Source organism: Micromonospora sp. NPDC048907 (assembly GCF_055586885.1).
In genome coordinates this window covers 613,759-637,996 of sequence record NZ_JBVJHI010000001.1, presented here as the reverse complement: position 1 = coordinate 637,996, position 24,238 = coordinate 613,759, and the positions used below count along the sequence as shown (strand labels likewise).

Here is a 24,238-nt window from a genome sequence, read left to right as displayed (position 1 = left end):
CCGACGCTGCGATACTCCGCCGCATGACCGAACCGACGGACGTGCCCCTGCTGGTCGCCCTGGTCGACCTGAGCGCCGACCCCGAGGCCGGTCGGCGGTACGAGGACGCCGTGCTCGCCCTGCTCGGACGGCACGGCGGGCGGTTGGAGCGGCGGCTGCGCAGCGGGGACGGGACGACCGAGGTGCACGTGATCCGGTTCGCCGCGCGGGCCGGCTACGAGGCCTTCATGGTGGACCCGGAGCGGCTGGCGCTGCGGGCCGCGCTGGGCGACGCCGCCCCCACCACCCGGGTCCTCGACGTCCACGACGTCTGACCTTCCCACTTCATCACGGCGGTCGACCGGCGGGCCCTCTGGATCGGCGGCGCCCAGTGGGCCGGCAGGACCACCCTCGCCGTCACCCTGGCGCTGCGCCCCGGCCTGACCGCGTACCTCTACGACCGGCACGACGCCCGCGGGCCCGAGGACCGGCGGGTGGCGTACCTGTGAGCGTCACTCGGCGAGGTGGACCGGGACGCTGGTGACCACCACGCCGGGCAGCGCGCGCAGGGCGGCGCGGAGCCGCTGCTCGGCGCGGCTGTGCAGCGGGCGGTGCCAGCGGCGGCGGAGCACCACCTCCGGCACGATCACGGTCAGCGTCAGCTCGGGCCGGGTGGTGTGCAGCGCCTCCAGATAGTGCGCGAGCGGCCCGATCACCGCCCGGTACGGCGACACGATCGTCTCCAGTCGCAGGTGGTCGCCCCAGGCCCGCCACTGCTCCCGGAACCGGTCCGCCTCGCTCTCCTCGGGAGCGATGTGCACGGCCAGCGTCGGCTGGCCCAGCGACGCGGCGTACGCCAGAGCGCGCAGCGACGCCCGGTTCAGCCGGGCCACCGGCACGACGACCAGGTGGCGTACCTCCTGGGGCAGCTCCTCGCCCTCGGCGGACCCGGCGGGGCCGGGCGGCGCGGTCGCGGGCGGGTGCAGCGCCAGCGCCCGGTGCAGCGTGGCGTAGTGGCGGTGGATCCGCAGGAACAGCAGCACCAGCAGCGGCACCGCGACCACGACCACCCAGGCGCCCTCGGTGAACTTCGACACGGCGGCGGTCAGCAGCACCAGCCCGGAGAGGGTGGCGCCGACCGCGTTGACGGCGAGGCGCCGGCGCCAGCCCCGTCCCCGCCGGCGCCGCCAGTGCACGACCATGCCGGCCTGGGACAGGGTGAAGGCGAGGAAGACGCCGACGGCGTAGAGCGGGATCAGCGACTGGGTGTGCCCGCCGAACGCGACGAAGACCACCCCCGCCGCCACCGCCAGGGCGGCCATCCCGTTGCTGAACGCCAGCCGGTCGCCCATGTGCAGGAACCGGCGCGGCGCGTGGCCGGCCCGGGCCATGAAGAACAGCAGCCGGGGGAAGCCGTTGAACGCGGTGTTCGCGGCCAGCAGCAGGATCAGCGTGGTCGCCACCTGGAGCAGCGGGTACCAGGGTCCGGTCGGGAAGGTGACCCGGCCCAGCTGGGAGAGCATCGTCTCGCCGGGCACCGGGACCAGGCCCTCCAGCCGGATCAGCCCGGTCAGCCCGGCGAAGAGCAGCACCAGCAGGAACACCATCCAGCCGAGCGTCGCCCGGGCGTTGCGCCACTCCGGCGGCCGGAACGCCGGCACGGCGTTCGACACCGCCTCGATGCCGGTCATCGACACCGCTCCGGAGGAGAACGCGCGAAGCACCAGGAGCAGCCCCAGCCCTTCGGCGGCCGGCAGCTCCGGCGGCGGCACCGGCGCGAAGCCCCGGCCCGCCGCCCGCAGGTAGCCGACCACCAGCAACGCCAGCACGGCCACCACGAAGGCGTACGTGGGCAGCACGAAGATGTTCCCGGCGGTGCGTACGCCGCGCAGGTTGGCCGCCAGCAGCACGGCGATCACCAGCACCCCGAGCGGCACCGTGACCGGGGCGAACCCGGGCAGCGCCGAGGTCACCGCGTTCACACCGGCCGCCACCGACACCGACACGGTGAGCACGTAGTCGACCATCAGCCCGGCCGCCGCCGCGAGTCCCGCGAGGCTGCCGAGGTTGTCGCCCGCCACCACGTACGAGCCGGCGCCGTGCGGGTACGCCTGGATCGTCTGCCGGTACGACACACCGACCGCGACCATCAGCACCACCAGCACGGCGGCCAGGGGCAGCGAGACCCCCAGCGCCCCGGTGCCGGCCAGCACCAGCACGGTGAGCATCGCCTCCGGCCCGTACGCCACCGAGCTGAGCAGGTCGGAGGAGAGCACGGGCAGGGCGACCAGCTTGCGCATCCGCTCGTAGAGCACGGCAGCGCTGGACAGCGGCGGCCCGAACAGGGCCCGGCGCAGCCGGGTCGACGCCCGGCCGAGCCGCGAGCCCGGCAGGTTGGCCCGCTCGGTGGCGACCAGCTCGTCGGGCTCCTCCACGGTGAACATCTCGAACGGCGCCAGCCGGCCGAACCGGGTCGGGACCGGCCGGCGGTCGCTGCGGACCAGCGTCGGGTCGACGGGCAGGTCACCGTCGCGTGGCGCGCGCCACCGCTCCCCGATCCGGCCGAGCGCCGCCCGCTCGGGCGGGCCGAGCGGCGGGAACTCGGCGGAGGGCGTGACGAGGCTCCCGTGCTCGACGTCGTCGTGCCGTTCGCGTCCCGCCTCCACGTTCCGCACTCTGCTTGACGAGCCGGCCGCGCGAGGCGGAATGGCCACGATCGGCGGCCGGGACGACCGCCTCAGTCGGCCAGCGGCGCGGGGTCGGCGGGCACCGCGACCGGCACGGCGCGGCGGCCGGCCCGGGCCCCGCCGAGGATGACCACGGCCACGCCGGCCAGCAGCAGGGCCAGCCCCGGCAGGGCGAGCGGGCGGGGCAGCTGGCCCAGCCAGACTCCGGCGATCAGCGCCGCGCCCGGCGCCTCCAGCAGGATCAGCACGCTGATCGTGGTGGCGGAGACCCGGTGCAGGGCGTAGTTGAACATCGAGTGGCCGAGGAGCTGGGCGCCGGCCACCAGGCCGAGGATCGCCAGCCAGGTGCCGCCGTCGTAGCCGTGCAGGCGCACCCCGCCGACGAGGCAGACCACGAGCAGGATCGCCGCGCAGACCCCGTAGCAGATGGTCGTGTAGGTGGTGGTGCTGATGCTGGCCCGGGCCCGCTCGCCGAAGGCGGTGTAGACCGCGGCGAACATGCCGCCCGCGACGGCCAGGAGGTCGCCGGCGAAGGCCCGCCCGGAGGCACCGAAGTCGGCCCCGGTGGCCAGCACCGCGCCGAGCACGGCCACCGCGATGCCGGCCCAGACCGCCGCGGGCAGCCGCCGCCCCTGCCAGCGGGCGATCAGTCCCTGCCAGACCGGCTGGGTGGCGCCCAGCGCGGTGGCCGCGGCCACGGAGGTGAGCTGCGCGCTCGGCATCCAGGTGGCGAAGTGGGCGGCCAGCGCCACCCCGGACAGTACGCAGTAGAGCCCCTCCCGCCGGCCAGCGCCGGTGGTCAGCGCCCGGAACTCGGCCCGCCGCCGGGTCACCGAGACCGGGCCGAGCACGGCCAGCGACAGCAGGTTGCGCCAGAAGGCGATGGCGAGGGCCGGCGCGGCGGCGAACGCGACAAGCGGCGCGGAGGACGAGACGGCGGTGACGGCCAGCGCGAGCGCGCCGACGGTCAGCGCGTCGAGCGGCGGGCGGTGCGGAGCGGGGGACACGGAGAGCAATACTCACACGCCGCCCGGCACCACGGACGGTCAGCACTCCGTTACGATCATGCGCGTCCCGGCGATCCCCCTCGACGTCCGGAGCCTCCCCCATGCCCACGTACCAGGCGGTGCTGTTCGACTTCTTCGGCACGCTGACCCGCTGCGTCCAGCGCGGGTCCGCCCACCGGACCATCGCCGAGCTGCTCGGCTGCTCGGCCGACACCCTCGTCGAGGTCCTCGACCGCAGCTACTACCAGCGCGCCAGCGGCCGGTTCGGCAACGCCGAGGCGACCCTGCGCTGGGTCTGCGGGCAGGCCGGCGTGGATCCCTCCGACGAGGCGGTGCGCGCCGCCGTCGCCTCCCGGCACCGGGCCGTGCGCGCCGACACCCGGCTGCGCGCCGAGGCGGTGCCGGTGCTCGCCGCGCTGCGGGAACGGGGCGTCCGCACCGGCCTGATCAGCGACTGCACGCACGAGCTGCCGGCGTTCCTGCCCCAACTGGCGGTCGCCCCGCTGCTCGACGTGCGGGTCTTCTCGGTGCAGGTCGGGCGCTGCAAGCCCGACGCGGCGCTCTACCTGGACGCCTGCCACCGGCTCGACCTCGCACCGGCCGACTGCCTCTACGTGGGCGACGGCGGCAGCCAGGAACTCACCGGCGCCGAGCGGGCCGGCCTGACCGCCGTCCGGCTGGCCGCCCCGGATCTGACCGGCCACATGGTGTTCAACGCCGACCACGGCTGGGACGGCCGGGTGCTGACCTCGCTCACCGAGGTGCTCGACCTGCTGGACCCGGTCACCGTCGCCTGACGGCGGCTCAGCGCCGGCGGACCTTGTGCAGCCGGAAGGGCTTGCGGGTGGCCCGCACCGCCGTGGTCTCCCGGGGCTGCTCCGCGAGCGAGCCGGCCGGCAGGTCCGCGCCCGCGACGGCGGCGCCCGCCGGGCTCAGCCGGTTCACCGCACAACCCTCGGCCGCCCAGCGGGCCACCAGGTCGGCGGAGGGGCCCGGGGCGTTCAGCCGCTTGGCGGCGACCAGCGGCGCGGCGGTCTCCCACTCCTCGCTGCCCGGCCGCAGCCGGGTCACCCGGGCCGGCCAGGTCACGATCCGGCCGCCGTGGTCACCGCGCAGGGTCACCTCGGCCGCGTCCGCGTCGGCCAGCCCGGGGGCGGACTGCTCGCCCGGGCCGGTCACGACAAGCAGCGCGCCGTCGAGCGGAAGGCACCAGAGGCCGTACGCCGGACCGCCGCCGACGCTGACCCAGCAGACGGCCGCCTTCTTCATGGCCTCGTCCACCAGCGGTGTGGTGGTCCGTTCGCCGACCTCGTCGCTCACTCCGGCATCCTCCCGCATCCGGCCCGGCTCAGCCCACGAAGGGCGGAACGGCGATCTCGCCACGGGCCACCGGCATGACGTGGCCGGCGACCGTCGCGCCCACCGCCACCCCGCCGGCCGCGGTCACCGTGCAGGCCAGCGCGGACGGCCGGTTGATCTCGATGCCCTGGCGGACCGCGTACTCGGAACGGCCCTCGCCGGGCAGCAGCCCGCTGGCCACCAGCCAGACGCCCAGGCCCAGGGCGGCCGAGCCGGTCGCCGGGTCCTCCGGCACGCCGAGGCCCGGCACGAAGACGCGGGCGTGCGCGGTTTGCGAGTCGGCGTCCCAGGAGAAGACGCTGACGTGCTCCACGCCGTACCGCTCCGCCGCCGCCGCGTTCACCCTGGCGCGGGCCACCGCGTCCGGGCGTACCGGAAGGTAGGGGAACTCGAGCCCGCAGCCGGCGACCCGGGGCGCCGGGCCGGCGTGGTCGGCGGCCGTGAGGCCGGCCATCTCCAGCAGCGGCTCCGGGTCGAGTTCCGGCCCGAGGGTCGGGGTGCCACCGGTGAGGGTCGCGCCGGTGGGCGTGACCTCGATGGGCAGCACCCCGGCGCCGCACTCCTGGGTGATCCTGCCCACGTCGAACATGCCGCGGCGGCTCGCGGTCACCGCGGCGCCCACGCTGGGGTGACCGGCGAACGGCAGCTCCTCGGCCGGTGTGAAGATCCGCGCCCGGTACGTCGCACCGACCTGCGTGGGCGGCAGCACGAACACCGTTTCCGACAGGTTGAACTCCAGCGCGAGCGCCTGCATCTGCTCGGTGGCGAGCCCTTCCGCGCCGAACACCACGGCCAGCGGGTTGCCGGCGAACGGGCGATCGGTGAAGACGTCCACGATCTCGTAGGCCAAGGTCGACATGTTGATAAACACTAGGCCCTTAGGCTGGTGCCCGTGAGCACGCCGAACCGGGTCTACATCGCTCGACTCGCCGGAGTCGCCGTCTTCGACCCGAACGGTGACCAGGTGGGTCGGATCCGGGACGCCGTCGCCCGGATGCGACCGACCCAGCGCCCGCCCGAGGTGGTGGGGCTGGTCGCCGAGATGCCGATGCGGCGGCGCATCTTCCTCTCCATCAACCGGATCACCTCCATCGACGCGGACGCCGTGGTGCTCGGCAGCGGCACCCTCAACCTGCGCCGGTTCGAGAAGCGCCCGAACGAGCTGCTCGTGCTCCAGGAGCTGCTGGACCGGCGGGTCCAGCTGGACACCGGGCAGGCCGGCTCGGTGGTCGACGTGGCCATGGAGTGCAGCCGGGGCGGCGAGTGGGCGCTCACCCGCGTCGCCGTCCGCGAGCAGACCAGCCGGCTCGCCCGCCGCGGCCACCTGCACCAGGTGGAGTGGGACCGGGTGCGCGGCCTCGGCACCCTCGGCGAGAACCGCGGTACGGCCAACCTGCTCGCCGTGCTGGAGGACATGCGCCCGGCCGACCTGGCCAACGCCCTCCAGGACCTGCCCGACGCCCGGCGCAACGAGGTCGCCGCCGCGCTGGACGACGAGCGCCTCGCGGACGTGCTCGGGGAACTGCCCGAGCACGACCAGGTGGAGATCCTGGCCGCGCTGGACCGGGAACGCGCCGCGGACGTGCTGGAGGAGATGGACCCGGACGACGCCGCCGACCTGCTCAACGAGCTGCCCCCGCCGGAGCAGGACGTGCTGCTCGACCTCATGGAGCCGGACGAGGCCACGCCGGTCCGCCAGCTCCTGCGCTACGCCTCCGGCACCGCCGGCAGCGTGATGACCTCCGAGCCGGTGATCCTGCCGCCGGACGCCACGGTGGCCGAGGCGCTGGCCCGGATCCGCGAGCCGCAGCTCTCCCCCGCCGTGGCCGCGCAGGTCTTCGTGACCCGCGCCCCGCTCACCACGCCCACCGGGCGCTACCTGGGCATGGTCCACTTCCAGGCGCTGCTCCGGGAGCCACCGGCCGACCTGCTCGGCGGGGTCGTCGTCAACGACATCGACCCGCTGCGGCCGACCACCCCGCTGCCCGAGATCACCCGCCGGATGGCCACGTACGACCTGGTCGCCATGCCCGTGGTGGACCGGACCATGCGCCTGGTCGGCGCGGTGACCGTGGACGACGTGCTGGACCACTCGCTGCCGCGGGACTGGCGGGACCGGGACGCCCTGTCGGCCGCGTCCGCCGCCGACGAGGCGCCCCAGGACGGCGACAATGGCTGACCAGCGACGAGAGCGGCTGGACCAGCCCCGGTCGCCCCGGGGCCTGCAGCTGCCCCGGATCGACGCGGAAACCTTCGGCCGCTGGTCGGAGGGGATCGCGCGGGGCATGGGCACCGCGAACTTCATCGTCTACATGACGCTGGTGATCGCCGCCTGGTTCGCCTGGAACACCCTGGCACCGGAGAACCTGCGCTTCGACCCGTACACCTTCACCTTCCTGACCCTGGTGCTCTCCCTCCAGGCCTCGTACGCGGCCCCGCTGATCCTGCTCGCGCAGAACCGGCAGGCCGACCGGGACCGGATCGCCCTGGAGGAGGACCGGCGGCGGGCCACCATGCAGAAGGCCGACACGGAATACCTGGCCCGGGAGATCGCCGCGCTGCGCATCGCCCTGGGCGAGGTGGCGACCCGCGACTTCCTCCGCTCGGAGCTGACCCGGCTGGCCGAGGAGCTGGACGAGGCGGCCGAGCGGCGGCGGAAGCTGGAGCGCCGGCAGCAGGAGCGGGAGGCCCGGCGGCAGGCCGGCGGGGAGCCGCTCGACGAGCCCCGCGACGACCTCGACGGCGACTTCGCCCGCGACGGGCGTTTCGAGGGCTGACCCCGGAACGTATTGAACGCCGCGCGCCTCAAGGGGCCAGGCGAGCGGCGTTCGGTGCGATCGTCCCACTTCGCGGCACGGCCCGTCCACCCCTCGGGCGGCCATCGATTCGCTCACACCGCCCCCCGCCAGCGGCGGACGCCGATGACCACCGACGTAGCATTGCGGACATGTCAGCACCCGTCAGCACCGTCTCCGACGCGATCCAGGCCGCCCTGGCCACCGTCAACGACCCGGAGATCCGTCGGCCGATCACCGAGCTGGGCATGGTCCGTTCCGCCGAGATCGGCGACGACGGCGTGGTCCGGGTGGAGCTGCTGCTCACCGTGGCCGGCTGCCCGCTGAAGGACAAGCTGCGCACCGACATCACGGCCGCCGTCGGGGCGGTGCCCGGCGTGGCCGGCGTCCAGATCGAGTTCGGCGTGATGAGCCAGGAGCAGCGCCAGGAGCTCCAGTCCAAGCTGCGCGGCGGCGGGGCCACCGCCGAGCCGGTCATCCCGTTCGCCCAGCCCGGCTCCCGCACCCGCGTCTACGCGGTCGCCAGCGGCAAGGGCGGCGTCGGCAAGTCCAGCGTCACGGTCAACCTGGCCGCCGCGCTGGCCGCCCGCGGCCTCTCGGTCGGCGTGGTGGACGCCGACATCTACGGCCACTCGGTGCCCCGGATGCTCGGCGCCGACGGCGCGCCCACCCGGGTCGAGGACATGATCATGCCGCCGCAGTCGCACGGCGTGAAGGTCATCTCGATCGGCATGTTCACCCCGGGCAACGCGGCCGTGGTCTGGCGCGGCCCGATGCTGCACCGGGCGCTGCAGCAGTTCCTCGCCGACGTCTACTGGGGTGACCTGGACGTCCTCCTGCTCGACCTGCCCCCGGGCACCGGCGACATCGCGATCTCCGTGGCCCAGCTCCTGCCGAACGCCGAGATCCTGGTCGTCACCACCCCGCAGGCGGCCGCCGCCGAGGTGGCCGAGCGGGCCGGCGCCATCGCGCTGCAGACCCACCAGCGGGTGGTCGGCGTGATCGAGAACATGTCCTGGCTGGAGCTGCCGGACGGCTCCCGGATGGAGGTCTTCGGGGCCGGTGGCGGCGCGGCCGTCGCCGAGTCGCTGACCCGGACCATCGGCGCGCAGGTGCCGGTGCTGGGGCAGATCCCAATGGACACCCGGGTGCGCGAGGGCGGCGACGCCGGCAACCCGATCGTGCTGGCCCAGCCGGACGCCCCGGCCGCCCGGGCGCTCGTCCAGGTCGCCGACCGCCTCGCGGTGCGCCGCGAGTCGCTGCTGGGCAAGCCCCTGGGCCTCAAGCCCGCCGGCCGCTGACCGCACCTCCCGCCACCGACCGTCCCCTCACCGACCCTCCCCGGCCCCGCCGAGGGGGGTCGGTTCCGTTGATCATGAAGTTGTTGTCACTCGCCTCGGCGTGTCATGACAACAACTTCATGGTCAACGGGCTGGGTCGGGGGCCCGGGGGGGGTGGGGGTGGGGGTCAGGTGGCGTCGTCGTACGAGGGGCGCGGCGCCGGCGCCGGCGGCCCGCCGGTGGCGGTGGTCGGGCGGGTGCCGTTGGTGCGCAGGTCGGCCGCCTTGGCGACGTCCTTCAGCTCGTCGTGCACGCCGGTGACGTCCGAGCGGAGGTTGTCGTACATACTCTGCAGCGGCTTCCGGAGGGCCTGCTCGTCCTCCTCGCTGAGCAGGTGCTTCCGGATGAACGCCTTCGGGTGCAGGTCCTCCAGCTGGATGTCCGTGCCCAGCTCGCGGCTCAGGTCACCGGTGGCGTTCCGCGCCATGTTGCGCAGGTTGCGGACCATCCGGAGGCCGTCGTTGATCACCGTGGGCAGCCGGTCCCCGAAGATCAACAGTGCCAGGAGCAGCAGGGCGCCGATCTCCCACCAGTTCAGGTTCTCGAACACTCGGCCTCCTCGTGGCGTGTCAAGGCAAGACTACGCACGTCAGGTGGCCGGCCGGGAGGGGGTGAGGGTGCCTCACTTGGCGTCTGCGGCGAGGGTCACCGACGCGTTCTGCCGGTTGGACCCGCGCCGGTACTCCACCGTCACCACCGAACCGGGTGCGTACTTGCGGACCAGCGCCACCAGGTCGGTCGGATCGTTCATCGGGTGCCGGTCGAGCCGCAGCACCACGTCACCGGTGCGCAGCCCGGCGGCCGCCGCCGGCCCGGCCGGCTCGACGTTGTTGAGGCGTACGCCGCCGCCGCTCACGGCGGTGCCGCCGACCTGGGCGCCGATCACCGTGCGCCGGGCCTTCCCGGTGCCGATGATGTCCTCGGTGACCCGCTTCGCCTGGTTGATCGGGATGGCGAAGGCGAGCCCGATGTTGCCGGCCTCCTGCCCGTCGGCGACCAGCGACTTGATCGTCGAGTTCACACCGACCACCCGGCCGGCGCCGTCGACGAGCGGGCCGCCGGAGTTGCCGTGGTTGACCGCCGCGTCGGTCTGGATCGCCGCGTAGTACCGGGTCGGCCCGCCCGGCTCGCCGGCCATCATCGTGCGGTCCAGCGCGCTCACGATGCCGGCGGTGACCGTGTTGGCCAGGGACAGCGGCGAGCCGATGGCGAGCACCGGGTCGCCGACGGCGAGCGCGTCCGAGTCACCGAACTCCACCGGCTTCAGCCCGGTCCGCGTCACCTTGATCACGGCGATGTCCGACTCCGGGTCCTGCCCGACCACGGTGCCCGGTGCGGTGCTGCCGTCGTTGAAGACCACCGTGGCCTTGCCCGGCCCGCCCGCGACCACGTGGTCGTTGGTGATGATGTGGCCGTCGGCGCTCACCACGAAGCCCGAGCCCTCGCTGGTGCCGCCGAGGCTGGCCACCCGGACGGTGACCACGCTGGGCAGCACCTTCTCGGCGACCCCGGCCAGTGACTCGGGCTTGCGCTGGGCGAGCGCCGGGGCCTGCCCGGCCTGCGCCCCCAGCGTCGGGACGGCCCCGCCGGTGCGCAGGAACGCGTAGGTCAGGGCGCTGCCGAGCGAGCCGGCGAGCAGGGCGGTGACCAGCGAGACCAGCACCACCTGGCGCAGGCCCGGCCGCCTCGGCGCGTCCGGGTCGGTCACCGGTTCCGGCTCGCCGCTCCCGGCGACCGGGCCGGCCGGTACCACCACGGCAGCGGGCGCGTACGGGTCGCGCCAGGGGTCGGCGAGCGCGTCGGACCACCAGGGCGAGGTGCCGCCCCCGGCGCCCTGCGGCGGCTGCCCGGGTGCCGGCCCTCCCGCCGGCGCCGGGCCCCCGCCGGGCTGGCGCCAGTCCCAGCCGTCGGTCACGTCGGTGCCTCCCAGTCCGTCCCCCACGCCCCGCGCCGGGCGGTCGGTGGAGCCGACCGTGCCGCGCGGGACTCCGTCCAGGATTGCACGGATGCCCCGAGTGGAGTCAGGGGTTGCGGCGCGTGATCGTCTCAGGGCCGACTCGCGGCTGCGCGTGTCGAGGCGCGCCTCTAGGCTCTCAGTGCCAACCGACCCCTCGCACCAGTCCGCCCGGAGGTGTCCCATCGCCACGGTCGCCGGCTCCGGCAACTCGACCGCCCAGGTGCTCCAGTTCGCCGAGTCGTACGTCACCGAGGATCTCGTGCTGCGGACCGCCCGCGCCCTCGCCCACGAGGTGGGTGTGGACGCGGTGACGCCGGGCGCCGGGGCCGCGCTGCGCCTGCTCGCCGCCGCCGGGAACGCCCGGGCGGTGGTGGAGATCGGCACCGGCACCGGGGTGAGCGGTGTCTGGCTGCTCCGCGGCATGCGCCCCGACGGGGTGCTCACCACCATCGACGTGGAGGTCGAGCACCAGCGCATCGCCCGGCGCCTGTTCCAGGAGGCGGGTTTCGCGTCGGGGCGTACCCGGATCATCACCGGCCGCGCCCTCGACGTGCTGCCGCGGCTCGCGGACGGCGCCTACGACCTGGTCTTCGTCGACGCCGAGGCGACCGGTTTCGCCGCCTGCGTGGACGCCGCCCTGCGGCTGCTGCGCCCCGGCGGGGTGCTCGCGCTCAACGGCGCCCTGGCGGGCGGCCGGATCGGTGATCCGGCCGCCCGCGACATGGAGACCGTGACCGTGCGGGAGACCATCAAGGCGATCCGCGAGTCGGAGCACTGGGTGCCGGCGCTGCTGCCCGTCGGGCACGGCCTGCTCGCCGCCGTGAAGGGGTGACCGCCCCGCCCGTCAGCCCAGCGTGGCCAGCCAGCGCAGCAGCCCGCGGACGCCCCAGCCGGTGGCGCCCTTGACCAGCTCGCCGTGCACGTCGTCCGACCAGGACGGCGCGGACATGTCCACGTGCACCCAGCGGTCGCGCAGGTCTCCGGTGAACTCGCGGAGGAAAAGCGCGGCCACCACCGAGCCGGCGCCCCGGGCCGGGGAGCTGTGCAGGTCCGCGATGTCGCTGCCCAGGTACTCGACGTAGTCGTCGGCCAGTGGCATCCGCCAGGCCCGCTCGCCGGCCGCCGTGATGGCGGCCAGCAGGTCGGCGGCGAGGTCGTCGTTCTCGCTGTAGAGGGCGGCGTGCCGCTTGCCCAGCGCCACCGCGTTCGCACCGGTCAGGGTGGCCAGGTCGACCATCAGGTCGGGCTTCAGCTCCCGGACGGCGTACGCCATGGCGTCGGCGAGCACCAGCCGGCCCTCGGCGTCGGAGTTGGTGCTCTCGCTGGTCAGGCCGCCGTAGTGGCGGATGACGTCACCGGGCCGGAACGCCGAGCCGCTGACCGCGTTCTCGGCGAGCGGGGCCAGCGTGGTGACCCGCACCGGCAGGCCCAGCGCGGCGGCGCCCAGGGTGGCGGCGACCACCGCGGCGGCGCCGGCCATGTCCTTGCGCATCAGCTTCATGGCCGGCACCGGCTTGATCGAGATGCCGCCGGTGTCGAAGGTGATCCCCTTGCCCACCAGCACCACGTGGGTACGCGCGCCGGCCGGCCGCCAGTCCAGCTCGACCAGGCGGGGGCCGCTGGCCGAGCCGCCGCCGACGGCCAGGATGCCGCCGAAGCCCTCGGCGTCCAGCTCCTCCGGCCCGCGCACCCGCAGGTGCAGGTCGGCACGGCCGGACACGGCGGAGGCCACCTGGGCGGCGAACCACTCCGGGTTCTTGGTGGACGAGGGGGTGTTGGTCAGGTCCCGGGCCAGCCGGGTCATGTCGGCGGTGGTCCGCGCGGCAGCCAGAGTCGGGGCGAGCGCCTCCGGGTCGCCGACCACGACGTCCACCTCGGCCAGCGCGGGCGTGCCGCCGGCCTCGGTCAGCCGGTAGCGGTAGGAGCCGAGCAGCAACCCCTCGGCCAGGCCACGCAACGCGTCCGGCGCCTCGTCCGGCACCGTGATCGTGATGTGCGTCTCATCCTTGGCGGCCCGGGCCAGCGCCGCGCCGGCGACCCGCCAGCCGTGCTCGTCGCCGTCGCCGACGCCGAGCAGCCAGAGCCGTTCCGGGGTGCCGCCGGGACGCAGGTGCTCGCGCACCTCGCCGGCGGCGCCGGTGAGCCGGGCGGCCGGCAGCAGCGCCGTCGCCTCGGCCCGGACGTCGTCGCCGGGCGGGACGGCGGTGGGAACCAGCGTGGCCGGGGCGTCCGGCCCTTCGGGACGAACGGGCAGGACGAGGTTGTCGGGCCGCTCGGGCCCGCTCACCAGACGAATGGCCAGCACGCTGGACCGTACCTCCGAAACTGCTCGAAGCGGGACACTTTGCCGCTCACTGGGCGAGGAAGGCCCTGAGCCACCGGCATGGCCGGTGGCTCAGGGTATGGCGAACCGTTCGCACGACGGACGTCGCGCGAACCGTTCCCCGCATCAGCCGGCAGCCGCCTTCAGCGCGTCACCCAGCGCGGTGGCCTCGTCGGGAGTCATCTCGACGACGAGCCGGCCACCACCCTCCAGCGGGACCCGCATGACGATGCCCCGGCCCTCCTTGGTGACCTCCAGCGGACCGTCGCCCGTCCGCGGCTTCATCGCCGCCATGTTGTCTCCCCTCAGACCTACACCAGGGTCGGTGGGTTGCCCCACAGCCACTTCGTCATGACCACCCGCAACCGTCGCGGGGGCGTCGACCAACGATTTTCCCTGATGAACACCGCCGGACCCAAACCGAAGCAGCATTGATGTAACAGCATCTAGCTTATCTTGGATAGGCCTGTCACAATGTGCGGTCATGCAGGCACGGTCGGCACTCTTCGACCTGTACGGCGACCACCTCCGGGCGAGGGGTGGCCGCGCACCGGTCGCCGCCCTGGTCAAGCTGCTGGCACCGCTCGGGATCGCCCCGCCGGCGGTCCGCACCGCGGTCTCCCGGATGGTCCGACAGGGCTGGCTCGAACCGCTCCGGCTCGCCTCCGGGCCCGGATATTCGATCACACCGAAGGCGGCCCGCAGACTCGACGAGGCGGGCGCCCGGATCTACCGCACGGGGCGGCACGCCTGGGACGGACGGTTCGACCTCCTGGTGCTGGACGCGCCCGCGTCCCGCCGGGACCGGCAGCGGCTCGCCGCCAACCTGTCCTTCCTCGGCTACGGCACGCTGGACGACTGCACCTGGGTGGCGACCCGCCCGGGCGAGGACGTCGACGTCCTGCTGGCCGAGGCCGGGGTGCGTTTCGAGCGGTTCACCGCCGCGCACACCTCCGGCACCCCCGGCGCCATGGGCGTGGTCCGGCGCGCCTGGGACCTGGCCGAGATCGGCCGCGCGTACGAGCGGTTCGTCGCCGAGCAGAAGCCGTTGCTCAGCGGCGTCACCGTGCGCAGCAGCGACGAGGAGGCGTACGCGGCCCGGTTCCGACTCGTGCACGCGTGGCGTACCTTCCTGTTCCGGGACCCGCAGCTGCCGCCGGCGCTGCTCCCCGAGCGCTGGCCCGGCAGCAGCGCCGCCAGTTTCTTCGACCGGCACGCGGCCCGGCTCCGGCCGGCCGCCGACCGGTACGTCGAGCAGTGCCTCGACGCCAGCAACCGCCTCGCCCGACAGAAGGGTCGTTAGAACGTGACCGAGCCGCTGCTCGTCGACCGCACCGACGCCGTCGTCACCCTGACGTTGAACCGCCCGACGGCGATGAACTCGCTCGACGTGGCGCTCAAGGAGGCGCTCCGGGACACCCTGGCGGAGCTGGAGGCCGACCGGTCCTGCCGGGCGGTCGTGCTGGCCGGCGCGGGCGGCTCGTTCAGCGCCGGGCAGGACCTGCGGGAGCACGTGCAGACGCTGGAGGCCGCGGACGCCGACCCGCTCGGCACCGTGCGGGCCCACTACAACCCGATCGCCGCCCGGCTGGCCAACCTGCCCAAGCCGGTGGTCGCCGCGGTCCGGGGCATGGCCGCCGGCGCCGGTGCCTCGCTGGCGTTCCTCGCCGACTTCCGCATCGGCGGCCCGAAGACCCGGTTCCTGATGGCCTTCGCCGGCGTCGGGCTGGCCGCCGACACCGGCGCCTCCTGGACGCTGCCCCGGCTGGTCGGCCACGCCAAGGCCGTCGAGCTGCTGATGCTCGCCGAGCCGGTGGGCGCCGAGGACGCCTGCCGGCTGGGCCTGCTCACCCGGCTCGTCGACGACGACGAGCAGGTGCTCCCGGCCGCGCAGGAGCTGGCCGCCCGGCTCGCCGCCGGCCCGACCGTCGCGTACGGGGCGATCAAGCGCCAGCTCTCCATCGCCGACGCCGGCACCCTGGCCGACGCGCTGGCCGCCGAGGCCCAGGCCCAGTCGATCTGCGGCGCCACCGCCGACCACCGGGCCGCCACCATGGCGTTCGTGAACAAGCAGAAGCCGGTCTTCGAGGGCCGCTGACCCGTCGCGGTCAGTCGTCCTCCTCGGGATCCTGGTTGGCCTCGGCGCCGAGCACGAACGCCTGCATGGCCAGCTCGTCACCGGCCGGCGAGACGAAGGCCGGGAGTTCGCGGGGGCCCAGCTCCTGCACGTAGGCCCAGAAGAGCCGGACGGCCTCGGCGGGTGAGGCCGCCTCGATCGGCAGGTCGAGGCTGACCAGCCAGGAACGGCGGGCCGGCGGCGGGCCGATCCGGTCGGCCAGCTCCCGGAAACGGCCCGGGTCGAGCCCGGTGACCGGCCCGTCGAGGGCCAGGCCGGCGACCGGCACCGGCTCGTCCAGGACCCGCCGGGTGTACGTCACCGCGAGCACCCCCGGACCGGCCTCGGACTGCGGGTCGTCCGGGTCCTCCCGGGTCTCCCCGGTGGCCGCCGCGACCCGGCCGAGCGCCACCAGCCGCAGCGGCTCGTCGACCAGCACCGCCACCGGGTCACCGGGCCGGGGCCCGGCGGCCTCGTCGAGCCCGGTCAGCTCCAGCGTGTCGTGGTGCACGAGCCGCTCGGCCTCGTAGCGCTCGGCGGGCAGCAGCACCGCCCAGGCGCCCGGGGCCGTGCCGCCCTCGATCGTCCCGCTCGTCCGCGGCTGGGTGTCGGTCATGTCCCAATACCATCACGTCGGACCGGGCCCGGTCCCGCCGCGTCCGGCGTCGGGTCACGCCCCCGGTCGGTCGCCGGCCACGTGGCAGCCGGCCAGGTGGTCGTCGACCATGCCGGTGGCCTGCATCAGCGCGTAGGCCGTGGTCGGGCCGACGAAGCGGAAGCCGCTCTTCTTGAGCGCCTTGGCCATCGCGGTCGACTCCGGGGTGAGCGCCGGCACCTCGGCGAACGACCGCGGCCGGGCCGCCCGGGGCGGGGGCGCGTAGGACCAGAGCAGCGCGGAGAGCCCGTCGGGCAGCGCCAGGGCCGCCCGGGCGTTGGCGATGGCCGCCTCGACCTTGGCCCGGTTGCGGACGATTCCCGCGTCGGCCAGCAGCCGGGCCACGTCGGCCTCGCCGTAGCCGGCGACCTTGTCGATGCGGAACTCGTCGAACGCGAGCCGGAACGCCGGCCGCTTGCGCAGGATGGTCAGCCAGGACAGGCCGGACTGGAACGCCTCCAGCGTCAGCCGCTCGTAGAGCGCGTCGTCGCCGCGCAGCGGCCGGCCCCACTCCTCGTCGTGGTAGACGGCGTAGTCCGGGGTGCTCGCCCCCCAGGCGCAGCGGGGCAGCCCGTCGGCGCCGGTCACCAGGTCAGTCACGCCGTACACGGTAGGTCAGCCCACCGACAACGGGCGGCGACCGGTGGTCAGGGCAGCCGGCCCTGCTCGACCAGCCGGGCGAACTTCTTCAACGCCTGCGTCAGGCTGAACTTCGAGCCGGGCCAGAGCACCGGCCAGGCCACCCGGCCGGCCGCACCGCCCGGCAGGTGGAACCACTCGTGCCAGACCACCTGGGTGCGGTTCCGCTCCATGGGGGTGCAGCGCAGCACGCCGGGCCCGCGCAGCAGCTTGCCGCAGTGCACCACGCCGACCTCGTACGGCGCGTCCACCCGGACCACCCGCATCTCGTCGCGGAGCACGGCCGGGCCGATCGTGGTGACCGCCTCGACCAGGCTCCCCTCGCCGCCGTCCCCCTCGACCACCCGGACCGTGGTGAGCGGGATCCAGTCGGACTGCCGCTCCCAGGCGGTCAACGCGGCGAACACGCGTTCGGCCGGCGCCTCGACGATCACCGACGCGGTGACCTCGGCGGCCCCGGGCTGCGCCGCCTCGGCGAAGCCGGCACCACCGTCGGCGCCGGTCACGCGGACTCCGAGCGGACCACGGGCCCGCGCTCGGAGTCGGAGTCGGAGTCGGCGGTCGGGTCGTCGTCGCGGGTGGCCGCACCGGGGTCGCGGTCGGTCGGGTCGGTGGGCGGCCGGAGGCCCACCTCGGGCGGTGTCCGGTCGACGGGGGCCGCCACCGGGGCGACGGGGGCGGGCCCGCCGGTGGCCGGGGCGGCGGACGGCAGGGTGGCCACGTCCTCGACGGCGGCGGCGGCCGGGGCCTCGGCCACGCCGGCCTCGGCGCTCGGCGGCTCGACCCCGGCGGCGGGCGGAGCGGGGGCCGGCGACGGGGCGGCCTCGACCTCCGAACCGGTCGCGGCGGCCTCCGCGCGGGCCCGGCGCAGCGCGTCGGCCTCCTCGGTCCGGCCCTCGCGGAGGGCGGCGTTCTCGGCCTCCAGCACACCGATCAGCTCGGTCTTGTAGCCGATGTCGTAGGCGGCGCGGCGCATCGCCGCGTCGACCTGCGCCATCCGGTAGCCGCGCAGCGCGGTGTCGAAGCGCACCTCGGCGACGTCGGACTCGTCCAGGGGGCGGCTGCCCGGCAGCGGCACGGCCCGGCCGTCCGGCTCGACCGGCGCCAGGCCCGGATCCCGCCCGGACACCAGCACCGTCACCCCGAACACCACCGCCGCCACGGTCAGCGCGACGACCAAGAGGAGCAGAACCTCACCCATGGGGAGATCGTGGCATGCGGGCGGGGATCGGGCGAGCCCTCCGCCGCCTCCGATCGGAATCGCCGCCGCCGGCTGTCGGGGCGGGCGGGGCACGGCGACGCCGCGCGGCCCGGGCCGGGCGGAACCGGATAGCGTCGGGGTCGACCGGGGAAGATCGGCGCGGAGGAGGCGGGCATGACCGGGGCGCTGCGGCTCGGCGGGCGGACCTTCTCCCCCGGCGACCTCGTCGTGATGGCGATCGTCAACCGCACGCCGGACTCGTTCTTCGACCGGGGCGCCACGTTCGCGCAGGACAGCGCGCTGCGCGCCGTCGAGCGGGCGGTGACCGAGGGCGCGGAGATCATCGACATCGGCGGGGTGAAGGCCGGGCCGGGCGACGAGGTCGACGTGGCCGAGGAGATCCGCCGCACGGTGGACACCATCGCCGCGGTCCGGGCCGCCTTCCCGGACGTGGTCATCTCGATCGACACCTGGCGCGCGGAGGTGGCCGTGGAGGCGGTGGCGGCCGGCGCCGACCTGCTCAACGACACCTGGTCGGGAGCGGATCCGGCGCTGGCCCGGGTCGCCGCGGCGACCGGCGCCGGGCTGGTCTGCTCGCACGCCGGCGGGCTCGCCCCGCGCACCCGGCCGCACCGGGCCGCGTTCGACGACGTGGTGGCCGACGTGGTCGCGACGGTCACCGGCCTCGCCGAGCGCGCGGTCGGCCTCGGCGTCCGGCCGGACGGCGTCCTGATCGACCCGGCGCACGACTTCGGCAAGAACACCCGGCACTCGTTGGAGATCACCCGCCGGCTGGGCGAGCTGGCCGGCACCGGCTGGCCGCTGCTGGTGGCGCTGTCGAACAAGGACTTCATCGGCGAGACGCTGGACCTGCCGGTGCCCGAGCGGCTCGAGGGCACCCTGGCGGCCACCGCCGTCTCGGCCTGGCTCGGCGCCCGGGTGTTCCGCGCCCACCAGGTCCGCGAGACCCGCCGGGTGCTGGACATGGTGGCGTCGATCCGGGGGGACCGGCCGCCGGCCGTGACCCGCCGCGGACTGGCCTGAGCCGGGTCAGGTCCAGCGGAGGATGTTCCGGCGCCAGGCGTAGAGGATGCCGAGCGCCACCACGGCGACGAACACGCCCATCTCCACCACGGTGGTCACGCCGAACCCGGGCCGGTCGAAGACCAGCGCCCAGGGGAAGAGGAAGACCGCCTCCACGGCGAAGAGCACGTAGAGGTAGGCGTAGACGTAGTAGCGGATCTGCATCTGCGCCCAGTCGCCGCCGACCGGATCGAGACCGCACTCGTAGGTGGCCCGTTTGCCCCAGGGATCGGCCGGGCGACCGGGACGTAACACCCGGTTGGCGGAGAACGCCGTAACGAAGAAGAGCACGGCGGCGAGGAGCAGGAGACCGAGCGTGGCGTACGAGCCGAGGTAACCGGTCACGGTCGGCAGCCTACCGGTCGGGCCGTCGGGCCGCCCCGAACACGTTACGGATTTGTTTCCTCGCGGGACTAGTGCACGAAGGCAAGTGTTGCCAAATAATGAGGCCTCACTGAGCGTCACGGAGGACAGATGGCCCGCCCCCGCGTACGGCCCGCCCGGCGCGCCGCGCTCCGCGGCGCCCCCGCGCTGCTCGTGCCCGCGCTGCTCGCCGGGATCGCGGCGGCCGTCGCGGTGGGGCCGGCCTGGGCGGCGGCCTCGCCGACCGTGACCGCCGTGGTCCGGGCGGCCGATCCGGGTGACCCGGGCGAGCCCGGCGGCGAACCCGGCACCGACCCGACCGAGGCGACACCGACCGTGGACCCCACGGCGACGGAGCCGGAGCCCACCAGCCCGCCGCCGACCGAGGAGGTGCCGCCGACCACGCCGGCGACGCCGACCAGCACCCCGCCGGCGCCGACGACCACGGCCGCCGAACCGGTGCCCACCACCACGGCGCCCACCACCGCGCCGCCTCCCCCTTCGGCCGGGCCGCCGCCCGTGGTGTCCCCGCCGCGGCCGGGCCAGCCGGCGGGCGGGCCGCTCGGCGTGCGGGTCACCACCGATGACGTCGTGCTCACCCCCGCCTACTGGAACGCGGACAGCACGGTGACCACCCTGCGGGTGACAGTGACCAACACCGGCGGCCGGCCGGAGCTGATCCGCCTCGGCTACACCCTGCCGCCCGGCCTGACCGACGCCGGCACACCGGGCTGCGCCGCCGCCGGCGGGAGCAGCTACCACTGCGGCGGGTGGACCACGGCCCCGGGCGCCCAGTTCCGCGCCTCGATCCGCGTGCGGGTCGGCGGCACCGCCTGGCGGTCCATGCCGCTGAGCGGGTCGGTCCAGGTCACCGCCACCGCGCCCGGTGTCGCCGGCCCGGCCGGCGACGACGAGGGCTTCGCGGTCCTCTTCCCGCCCGGGCCGCCGGTGCCCGGGATCTCGCTCCGCGCCGACGAGGTCCGCTTCGACATCAGCGGCGCCCCGAGCACCCTGGGCGTGCGCCTCGGCAACACCGGCGAGGTCGACGCCGCCGGCCGGGTCGACGTGGTCCTTCCCGCGGGGGTGAGCGTCACCGATCCGCCGGCCGGCTGCGCCCCGGCGGGCCCCGACCGGACCCGGTGCGAGCTGGGCACCGTCCCGGCCGGCCGCACCGTCAGCCTGAGCCTGCCGGTGACCGCCTCGGCGGAGGCCCAGCGTCGGGCCCCGCTGGCCGGCGCCGTCGTCGCGCGGCTGGACCCGCGCAGCGGGCGCGACCGGCAGGTGCAGATGAGCTTCCGGATCACCGCGGCGGCCGCGCTGGCCACCCCACCCGTCGGGGCGCCCACCCCGACCGGGTCGCAGGGCGTGGTGGCCGCCGCCGGGCCGGCCACCGACGACGGCGTCACCTCGGTGCACCGGACCGCGGTGACCCTGATCGCGGTCTCCGGCCTGCTGGTGGTGCTCGCGCTGGCCCTGGCGACCACCTCGCTGCGCCGCCGCACGGGAGCCGCGGCCGCGGAGCCAGTCGCCCGCCCCGTCGAGGAGTGAGTGACGGGTGTGTCCGGCCGGTTGCGGTGATCTGAATTACGGGCTGCGGTACTAAAGGCCGCAAAGCCGGGCATACAACGGCCCGATCAGGTCCCATACGTCGGACCTCCACCAAGGTGGCCCTAAGGGACCGACGTAGGCTCTGACGTGAGAGATGAAGCGGGCCGAACCCATCGATGGACGGCCGGCGGCAGCAGCGCGTCTAGGAGGGCACGTGGCCGGGCAAGGCGGAGTCACCATCACGTTCAGCCGCCCGTGCGACGGCGCTCAGCGAAGCGAGGTGCGGGCGTGACCAAGCAGATCCGTCAACTGGACCGGGTGGTCATCCGGTTCGCCGGCGACTCGGGCGACGGCATGCAGCTCACGGGTGACCGGTTCACCTCGGAGACGGCGCAGTTGGGCAACGACATCTCCACGCTGCCCAACTTCCCGGCCGAGATCCGGGCTCCCGCCGGCACCCTGCCGGGCGTGTCGAGCTTCCAGGTGCACTTCGCGGACTACGACATCCTCACCCCCGGTGACGCGCCCAACGTGCTGGTGGCGATGAACCCGGCCGCGCTCAAGGCCAACCTGGCCGACCTGCCGCGCGGGGCGGACATCATCGTCAACACCGACGAGTTCACCCGGCGCAACCTGGCCAAGGTGGGCTACGCGACAAGCCCTCTCGACGACGACTCCCTCGCCGGCTACGTGGTGCACCCGGTCGCCCTGACCTCGATGACGATCGGCGCGCTGGCCGCGCACGAGGTGTCCAAGAAGGACGCCGAGCGGGCCAAGAACATGTTCGCGCTCGGCCTGCTGAGCTGGATGTACTCGCGCCCGTACGAGTCGACGCTGCGCTTCCTGGAGCGCAAGTTCGCGGCCCGTCCCGAGCTGGTCGCGGCGAACGTGGCCGCCTTCCGGGCCGGCTGGAACTTCGGCGAGACCACCGAGGACTTCTCCGTCCGCTACGAGGTCAAGCCGGCGAAGATGCTGCCGGGCACCTACCGGAACATCACCGGCAACGCGGCGCTGTCGCTCGGCCTGGTGGCCGCCGGCGTCCGCTCCGGGCTGCCGGTCTTCCTGGGTGCGTACCCGATCACCCCGGCCTCGGACATCCTGCACGAGCTGAGCAAGCACAAGAAGCTCGGCGTGGTCACCATGCAGGCCGAGGACGAGATCGCGGCGGTCGGCGCGGCGCTGGGCGCCTCGTACGGCGGCTCGCTCGGGGTCACCACCACGAGCGGCCCGGGCGTCGCGTTGAAGAGCGAGACGATCTCGCTGGCCGTGGCGCTGGAGCTGCCGCTGGTCATCGTCGACGTGCAGCGCGCCGGGCCGTCCACCGGCATGCCCACCAAGACCGAGCAGGCCGACCTCAACATGGCCCTGTACGGGCGGCACGGCGAGGCCCCGGTCGCGGTGATCGCGCCCAAGTCGCCCGCGGACTGCTTCCACGCCGCCCTGGAGGCGGCCCGGATCGCGCTGACCTACCGCACCCCGGTGCTCCTGCTGTCCGACAACTACGTGGCCAACGGCTCCGAGCCGTGGCTGCTGCCGGACGTGGACAGCCTGCCCGACCTGCGGGTCGAGTTCGCCAGCCGGCCCAACGGCGAGGACGGCACCACCTTCCTGCCGTACCTGCGGGACCCGGAGACCCTCGCCCGGCCGTGGGCCATCCCGGGCACCCCGGGTCTGGAGCACCGGATCGGCGGTCTGGAGAAGGCCGACAAGACCGGCGACATCTCGTACGACCCGGCGAACCACGACTTCATGGTGCGCACCCGGGCGGCCCGGATCGAGACCATCCCGGTGCCGGACGTCGAGGTGGAGGACCCGGACGGCGACGCCCGGGTGCTGGTGCTCGGCTGGGGCTCGACGTACGGGCCGATCGGGGCGGCATGCCGGGGCCTGCGGCAGCGCGGGCTCTCCATCGCCCAGGCCCACCTGCGCCACCTGGCCCCGATGCCGGCCAACCTCGGCGAGGTGCTGCGCGCCTACGACCGGGTGGTCATCCCCGAGATGAACCTCGGCCAGCTCGCCCACGTGATCCGGGCGAAGTACCTGGTCGACGCGATCGGCTACAACCAGGTCCGCGGCCTGCCGTTCACCGCCGCCGAGCTGGAGACGATGCTGGAAGAGGTCCTGAAGAATGTCTGAGCCCGTCGCCCTCAAGCTCACCGCGAAGGACTTCAAGTCCGACCAGGAGGTGCGCTGGTGCCCCGGCTGCGGTGACTACGCCATCCTGGCGGCCGTGCAGGGCTTCATGCCGGAGCTGAACATCCCGCGGGAGAACGTCGTCTTCATCTCGGGCATCGGCTGCTCGTCCCGCTTCCCGTACTACATGAACACCTACGGGATGCACTCCATCCACGGCCGCGCCCCGGCGATCGCCACCGGCCTGTCGGTGAGCCGGCCGGACCTGTCGGTCTGGGTGGTCACCGGTGACGGCGACGCCCTCTCCATCGGCGGCAACCACCTGATCCACGCGCTGCGCCGCAACGTCAACATGAAGATCCTGCTGTTCAACAACCGGATCTACGGCCTGACCAAGGGGCAGTACTCGCCGACCTCCGAGATCGGCAAGATCACCAAGTCGACGCCCGTCGGCTCGGCGGACGCACCGTTCAACCCGCTGTCGCTGGCGCTCGGCGCGGAGGCGACCTTCGTGGCCCGGACCATCGACTCGGACCGCAAGCACCTCCAGTCGGTGCTGCGTGCCGCCGCCGAGCACGAGGGCTCCGCGTTCGTGGAGATCTACCAGAACTGCAACATCTTCAACGACGGCGCGTTCGACACGCTCAAGGAGCCGGCCACCCGGGACGACTTCCTCATCCGGCTGGAGCACGGGCAGCCGATCACCTTCGGCAAGGACGGCCAGTTCTGCGTCGTCCACCCGCCGGGCGGCTTCGGGCTGGAGGTCCGGGAGACCGCGGCCACCCCGGCCGAGGACATCGTGGTGCACGACGCGGGGGTCGCCGACCCGGCGTACGCGTTCGCGCTGTCCCGGCTGCCCGGTCTGGACCTGCGGAACACCCCGATCGGCGTGTTCCGTTCGGTGACCCGCTCCTCCTACGACCGGGTGGTGCAGGAGCAGGTCGCGGCGGCGAAGGCCGGCGTCGACCAGACCCCGGAGCAGCAGCTCGCCGGGCTGCTGTCCGCGGGCGACACCTGGACGATCCTCTGACGCGTCCCTGACGACCGAGAAGG

25 protein-coding genes are annotated in these 24,238 nt (G+C 74.5%); 12 read left to right on the top strand and 13 right to left on the bottom strand.

The features are described from left to right. Positions 1–23: 23 nt before the first annotated feature. Positions 24–314, top strand: a complete 291-nt coding sequence (locus ACZ6PY_RS03240) for a DUF1330 domain-containing protein (RefSeq protein ID WP_466068752.1) — start codon at positions 24–26, stop codon at positions 312–314. A gap of 177 nt (positions 315–491) precedes the next feature. Here the strand turns inward: ACZ6PY_RS03240 and ACZ6PY_RS03235 are convergent, their stop codons facing one another. After that, positions 492–2,645: an APC family permease gene (locus tag ACZ6PY_RS03235; RefSeq protein ID WP_466068751.1), complete on the bottom strand. Its 2,154-nt coding sequence runs from the start codon at positions 2,643–2,645 to the stop codon at positions 492–494. A gap of 71 nt (positions 2,646–2,716) precedes the next feature. Further along, positions 2,717–3,673, bottom strand: coding sequence for a DMT family transporter (locus ACZ6PY_RS03230; RefSeq protein ID WP_466068749.1), 957 nt, complete (start codon positions 3,671–3,673; stop codon positions 2,717–2,719). 101 nt (positions 3,674–3,774) lie between these two features. On the opposite strand from ACZ6PY_RS03230, the gene ACZ6PY_RS03225 reads away from it, so the two are divergent. Continuing rightward, positions 3,775–4,470 carry an HAD family hydrolase gene (locus tag ACZ6PY_RS03225; RefSeq protein WP_466068747.1) on the top strand — a complete coding sequence of 232 codons (696 nt, stop codon included), beginning with the start codon at positions 3,775–3,777 and terminating at the stop codon, positions 4,468–4,470. A gap of 7 nt (positions 4,471–4,477) precedes the next feature. On the opposite strand, the gene ACZ6PY_RS03220 is transcribed toward ACZ6PY_RS03225, so the two are convergent. Together ACZ6PY_RS03220 and ACZ6PY_RS03215 are read right to left on the bottom strand one after the other, a co-directional pair. Then, positions 4,478–5,011 (bottom strand): hypothetical protein, encoded by a 534-nt coding sequence (locus tag ACZ6PY_RS03220; RefSeq protein ID WP_466068746.1) that lies wholly within the window; start codon positions 5,009–5,011, stop codon positions 4,478–4,480. A gap of 10 nt (positions 5,012–5,021) precedes the next feature. After that, a complete protein-coding gene (locus tag ACZ6PY_RS03215) occupies positions 5,022–5,891 on the bottom strand; it encodes a PhzF family phenazine biosynthesis protein (RefSeq protein WP_262286979.1) in 870 nt (289 codons plus the stop codon). 33 nt (positions 5,892–5,924) lie between these two features. Between ACZ6PY_RS03215 and ACZ6PY_RS03210 the strand changes: the two genes are divergently transcribed. The 3 genes from ACZ6PY_RS03210 (at position 5,925) to ACZ6PY_RS03200 (ending at position 9,128) form a co-directional block, all read left to right on the top strand. Further along, on the top strand, positions 5,925–7,211 hold the full coding sequence (locus ACZ6PY_RS03210) for a magnesium transporter MgtE N-terminal domain-containing protein (protein ID WP_466068744.1): 1,287 nt from the start codon (positions 5,925–5,927) through the stop codon (positions 7,209–7,211). Further along, positions 7,204–7,809, top strand: coding sequence for a DUF1003 domain-containing protein (locus tag ACZ6PY_RS03205; RefSeq protein WP_262286981.1), 606 nt, complete (start codon positions 7,204–7,206; stop codon positions 7,807–7,809). Before ACZ6PY_RS03210 ends, ACZ6PY_RS03205 begins: the two co-directional genes overlap by 8 nt. A gap of 170 nt (positions 7,810–7,979) precedes the next feature. Further along, positions 7,980–9,128, top strand: a complete 1,149-nt coding sequence (locus tag ACZ6PY_RS03200) for a P-loop NTPase (protein ID WP_466068742.1) — start codon at positions 7,980–7,982, stop codon at positions 9,126–9,128. Positions 9,129–9,294: 166 nt separating this feature from the next. On the opposite strand, the gene ACZ6PY_RS03195 is transcribed toward ACZ6PY_RS03200, so the two are convergent. Next, positions 9,295–9,717, bottom strand: a complete 423-nt coding sequence (locus ACZ6PY_RS03195; protein WP_466068740.1) for a twin-arginine translocase TatA/TatE family subunit — start codon at positions 9,715–9,717, stop codon at positions 9,295–9,297. Between the two features lie 72 nt (positions 9,718–9,789). Beyond that, complete coding sequence (locus ACZ6PY_RS03190) at positions 9,790–11,097, bottom strand: S1C family serine protease (RefSeq protein ID WP_466069384.1); 1,308 nt, start codon at positions 11,095–11,097, stop codon at positions 9,790–9,792. A 247-nt stretch (positions 11,098–11,344) separates the two neighbouring features. On the opposite strand from ACZ6PY_RS03190, the gene ACZ6PY_RS03185 reads away from it, so the two are divergent. Continuing rightward, the gene (locus tag ACZ6PY_RS03185) at positions 11,345–11,956 is read left to right on the top strand and encodes an O-methyltransferase (RefSeq protein ID WP_357941059.1); all 612 of its coding nucleotides are present in this window, start codon (positions 11,345–11,347) and stop codon (positions 11,954–11,956) included. A gap of 12 nt (positions 11,957–11,968) precedes the next feature. On the opposite strand, the gene ACZ6PY_RS03180 is transcribed toward ACZ6PY_RS03185, so the two are convergent. Further along, on the bottom strand, positions 11,969–13,429 hold the full coding sequence (locus ACZ6PY_RS03180) for a leucyl aminopeptidase family protein (RefSeq protein WP_466068738.1): 1,461 nt from the start codon (positions 13,427–13,429) through the stop codon (positions 11,969–11,971). 144 nt (positions 13,430–13,573) lie between these two features. Next, positions 13,574–13,741: a DUF3117 domain-containing protein gene (locus tag ACZ6PY_RS03175; RefSeq protein ID WP_013283866.1), complete on the bottom strand. Its 168-nt coding sequence runs from the start codon at positions 13,739–13,741 to the stop codon at positions 13,574–13,576. A gap of 190 nt (positions 13,742–13,931) precedes the next feature. Between ACZ6PY_RS03175 and ACZ6PY_RS03170 the strand changes: the two genes are divergently transcribed. Together ACZ6PY_RS03170 and ACZ6PY_RS03165 are read left to right on the top strand one after the other, a co-directional pair. After that, positions 13,932–14,750 (top strand): PaaX family transcriptional regulator, encoded by an 819-nt coding sequence (locus ACZ6PY_RS03170; RefSeq protein ID WP_262286985.1) that lies wholly within the window; start codon positions 13,932–13,934, stop codon positions 14,748–14,750. 3 nt (positions 14,751–14,753) lie between these two features. Then, positions 14,754–15,545, top strand: a complete 792-nt coding sequence (locus ACZ6PY_RS03165) for an enoyl-CoA hydratase/isomerase family protein (RefSeq protein ID WP_466068735.1) — start codon at positions 14,754–14,756, stop codon at positions 15,543–15,545. Positions 15,546–15,555: 10 nt separating this feature from the next. Here the strand turns inward: ACZ6PY_RS03165 and ACZ6PY_RS03160 are convergent, their stop codons facing one another. From ACZ6PY_RS03160 to ACZ6PY_RS03145, 4 genes are read right to left on the bottom strand one after another with little or no spacing between them, the layout of a single operon-like run. Next, positions 15,556–16,179 carry a hypothetical protein gene (locus ACZ6PY_RS03160; protein WP_466068733.1) on the bottom strand — a complete coding sequence of 208 codons (624 nt, stop codon included), beginning with the start codon at positions 16,177–16,179 and terminating at the stop codon, positions 15,556–15,558. A gap of 54 nt (positions 16,180–16,233) precedes the next feature. Continuing rightward, positions 16,234–16,818: a DNA-3-methyladenine glycosylase I gene (locus ACZ6PY_RS03155; protein ID WP_466068731.1), complete on the bottom strand. Its 585-nt coding sequence runs from the start codon at positions 16,816–16,818 to the stop codon at positions 16,234–16,236. Between the two features lie 47 nt (positions 16,819–16,865). Then, on the bottom strand, positions 16,866–17,363 hold the full coding sequence (locus tag ACZ6PY_RS03150) for an SRPBCC family protein (protein WP_466068729.1): 498 nt from the start codon (positions 17,361–17,363) through the stop codon (positions 16,866–16,868). After that, positions 17,360–18,058 carry a DivIVA domain-containing protein gene (locus ACZ6PY_RS03145; protein WP_466068727.1) on the bottom strand — a complete coding sequence of 233 codons (699 nt, stop codon included), beginning with the start codon at positions 18,056–18,058 and terminating at the stop codon, positions 17,360–17,362. The genes ACZ6PY_RS03150 and ACZ6PY_RS03145 overlap by 4 nt, the downstream gene beginning before the upstream one ends. Positions 18,059–18,232: 174 nt before the next feature. Here ACZ6PY_RS03145 and folP point away from each other — a divergent pair, with 174 nt between their 5' ends. Then, complete coding sequence (folP, locus tag ACZ6PY_RS03140) at positions 18,233–19,102, top strand: dihydropteroate synthase (RefSeq protein ID WP_466068725.1); 870 nt, start codon at positions 18,233–18,235, stop codon at positions 19,100–19,102. A gap of 6 nt (positions 19,103–19,108) precedes the next feature. On the opposite strand, the gene ndhC is transcribed toward folP, so the two are convergent. Then, positions 19,109–19,486, bottom strand: coding sequence for an NADH-quinone oxidoreductase subunit A (ndhC, locus tag ACZ6PY_RS03135; RefSeq protein WP_154229793.1), 378 nt, complete (start codon positions 19,484–19,486; stop codon positions 19,109–19,111). Between the two features lie 129 nt (positions 19,487–19,615). On the opposite strand from ndhC, the gene ACZ6PY_RS03130 reads away from it, so the two are divergent. The 3 genes from ACZ6PY_RS03130 to ACZ6PY_RS03120 all read left to right on the top strand — a co-directional run bounded on the left by ACZ6PY_RS03130 (position 19,616) and on the right by ACZ6PY_RS03120 (position 24,215). Further along, the gene (locus tag ACZ6PY_RS03130; RefSeq protein ID WP_466068723.1) at positions 19,616–21,052 is read left to right on the top strand and encodes a hypothetical protein; all 1,437 of its coding nucleotides are present in this window, start codon (positions 19,616–19,618) and stop codon (positions 21,050–21,052) included. Between the two features lie 288 nt (positions 21,053–21,340). Then, entirely contained in the window at positions 21,341–23,188 is a 1,848-nt protein-coding gene (locus tag ACZ6PY_RS03125; RefSeq protein ID WP_466068722.1) for a 2-oxoacid:acceptor oxidoreductase subunit alpha, read from the top strand. Beyond that, positions 23,181–24,215 carry a 2-oxoacid:ferredoxin oxidoreductase subunit beta gene (locus tag ACZ6PY_RS03120; RefSeq protein ID WP_466068720.1) on the top strand — a complete coding sequence of 345 codons (1,035 nt, stop codon included), beginning with the start codon at positions 23,181–23,183 and terminating at the stop codon, positions 24,213–24,215. The genes ACZ6PY_RS03125 and ACZ6PY_RS03120 overlap by 8 nt, the downstream gene beginning before the upstream one ends. Positions 24,216–24,238: the final 23 nt, after the last annotated feature.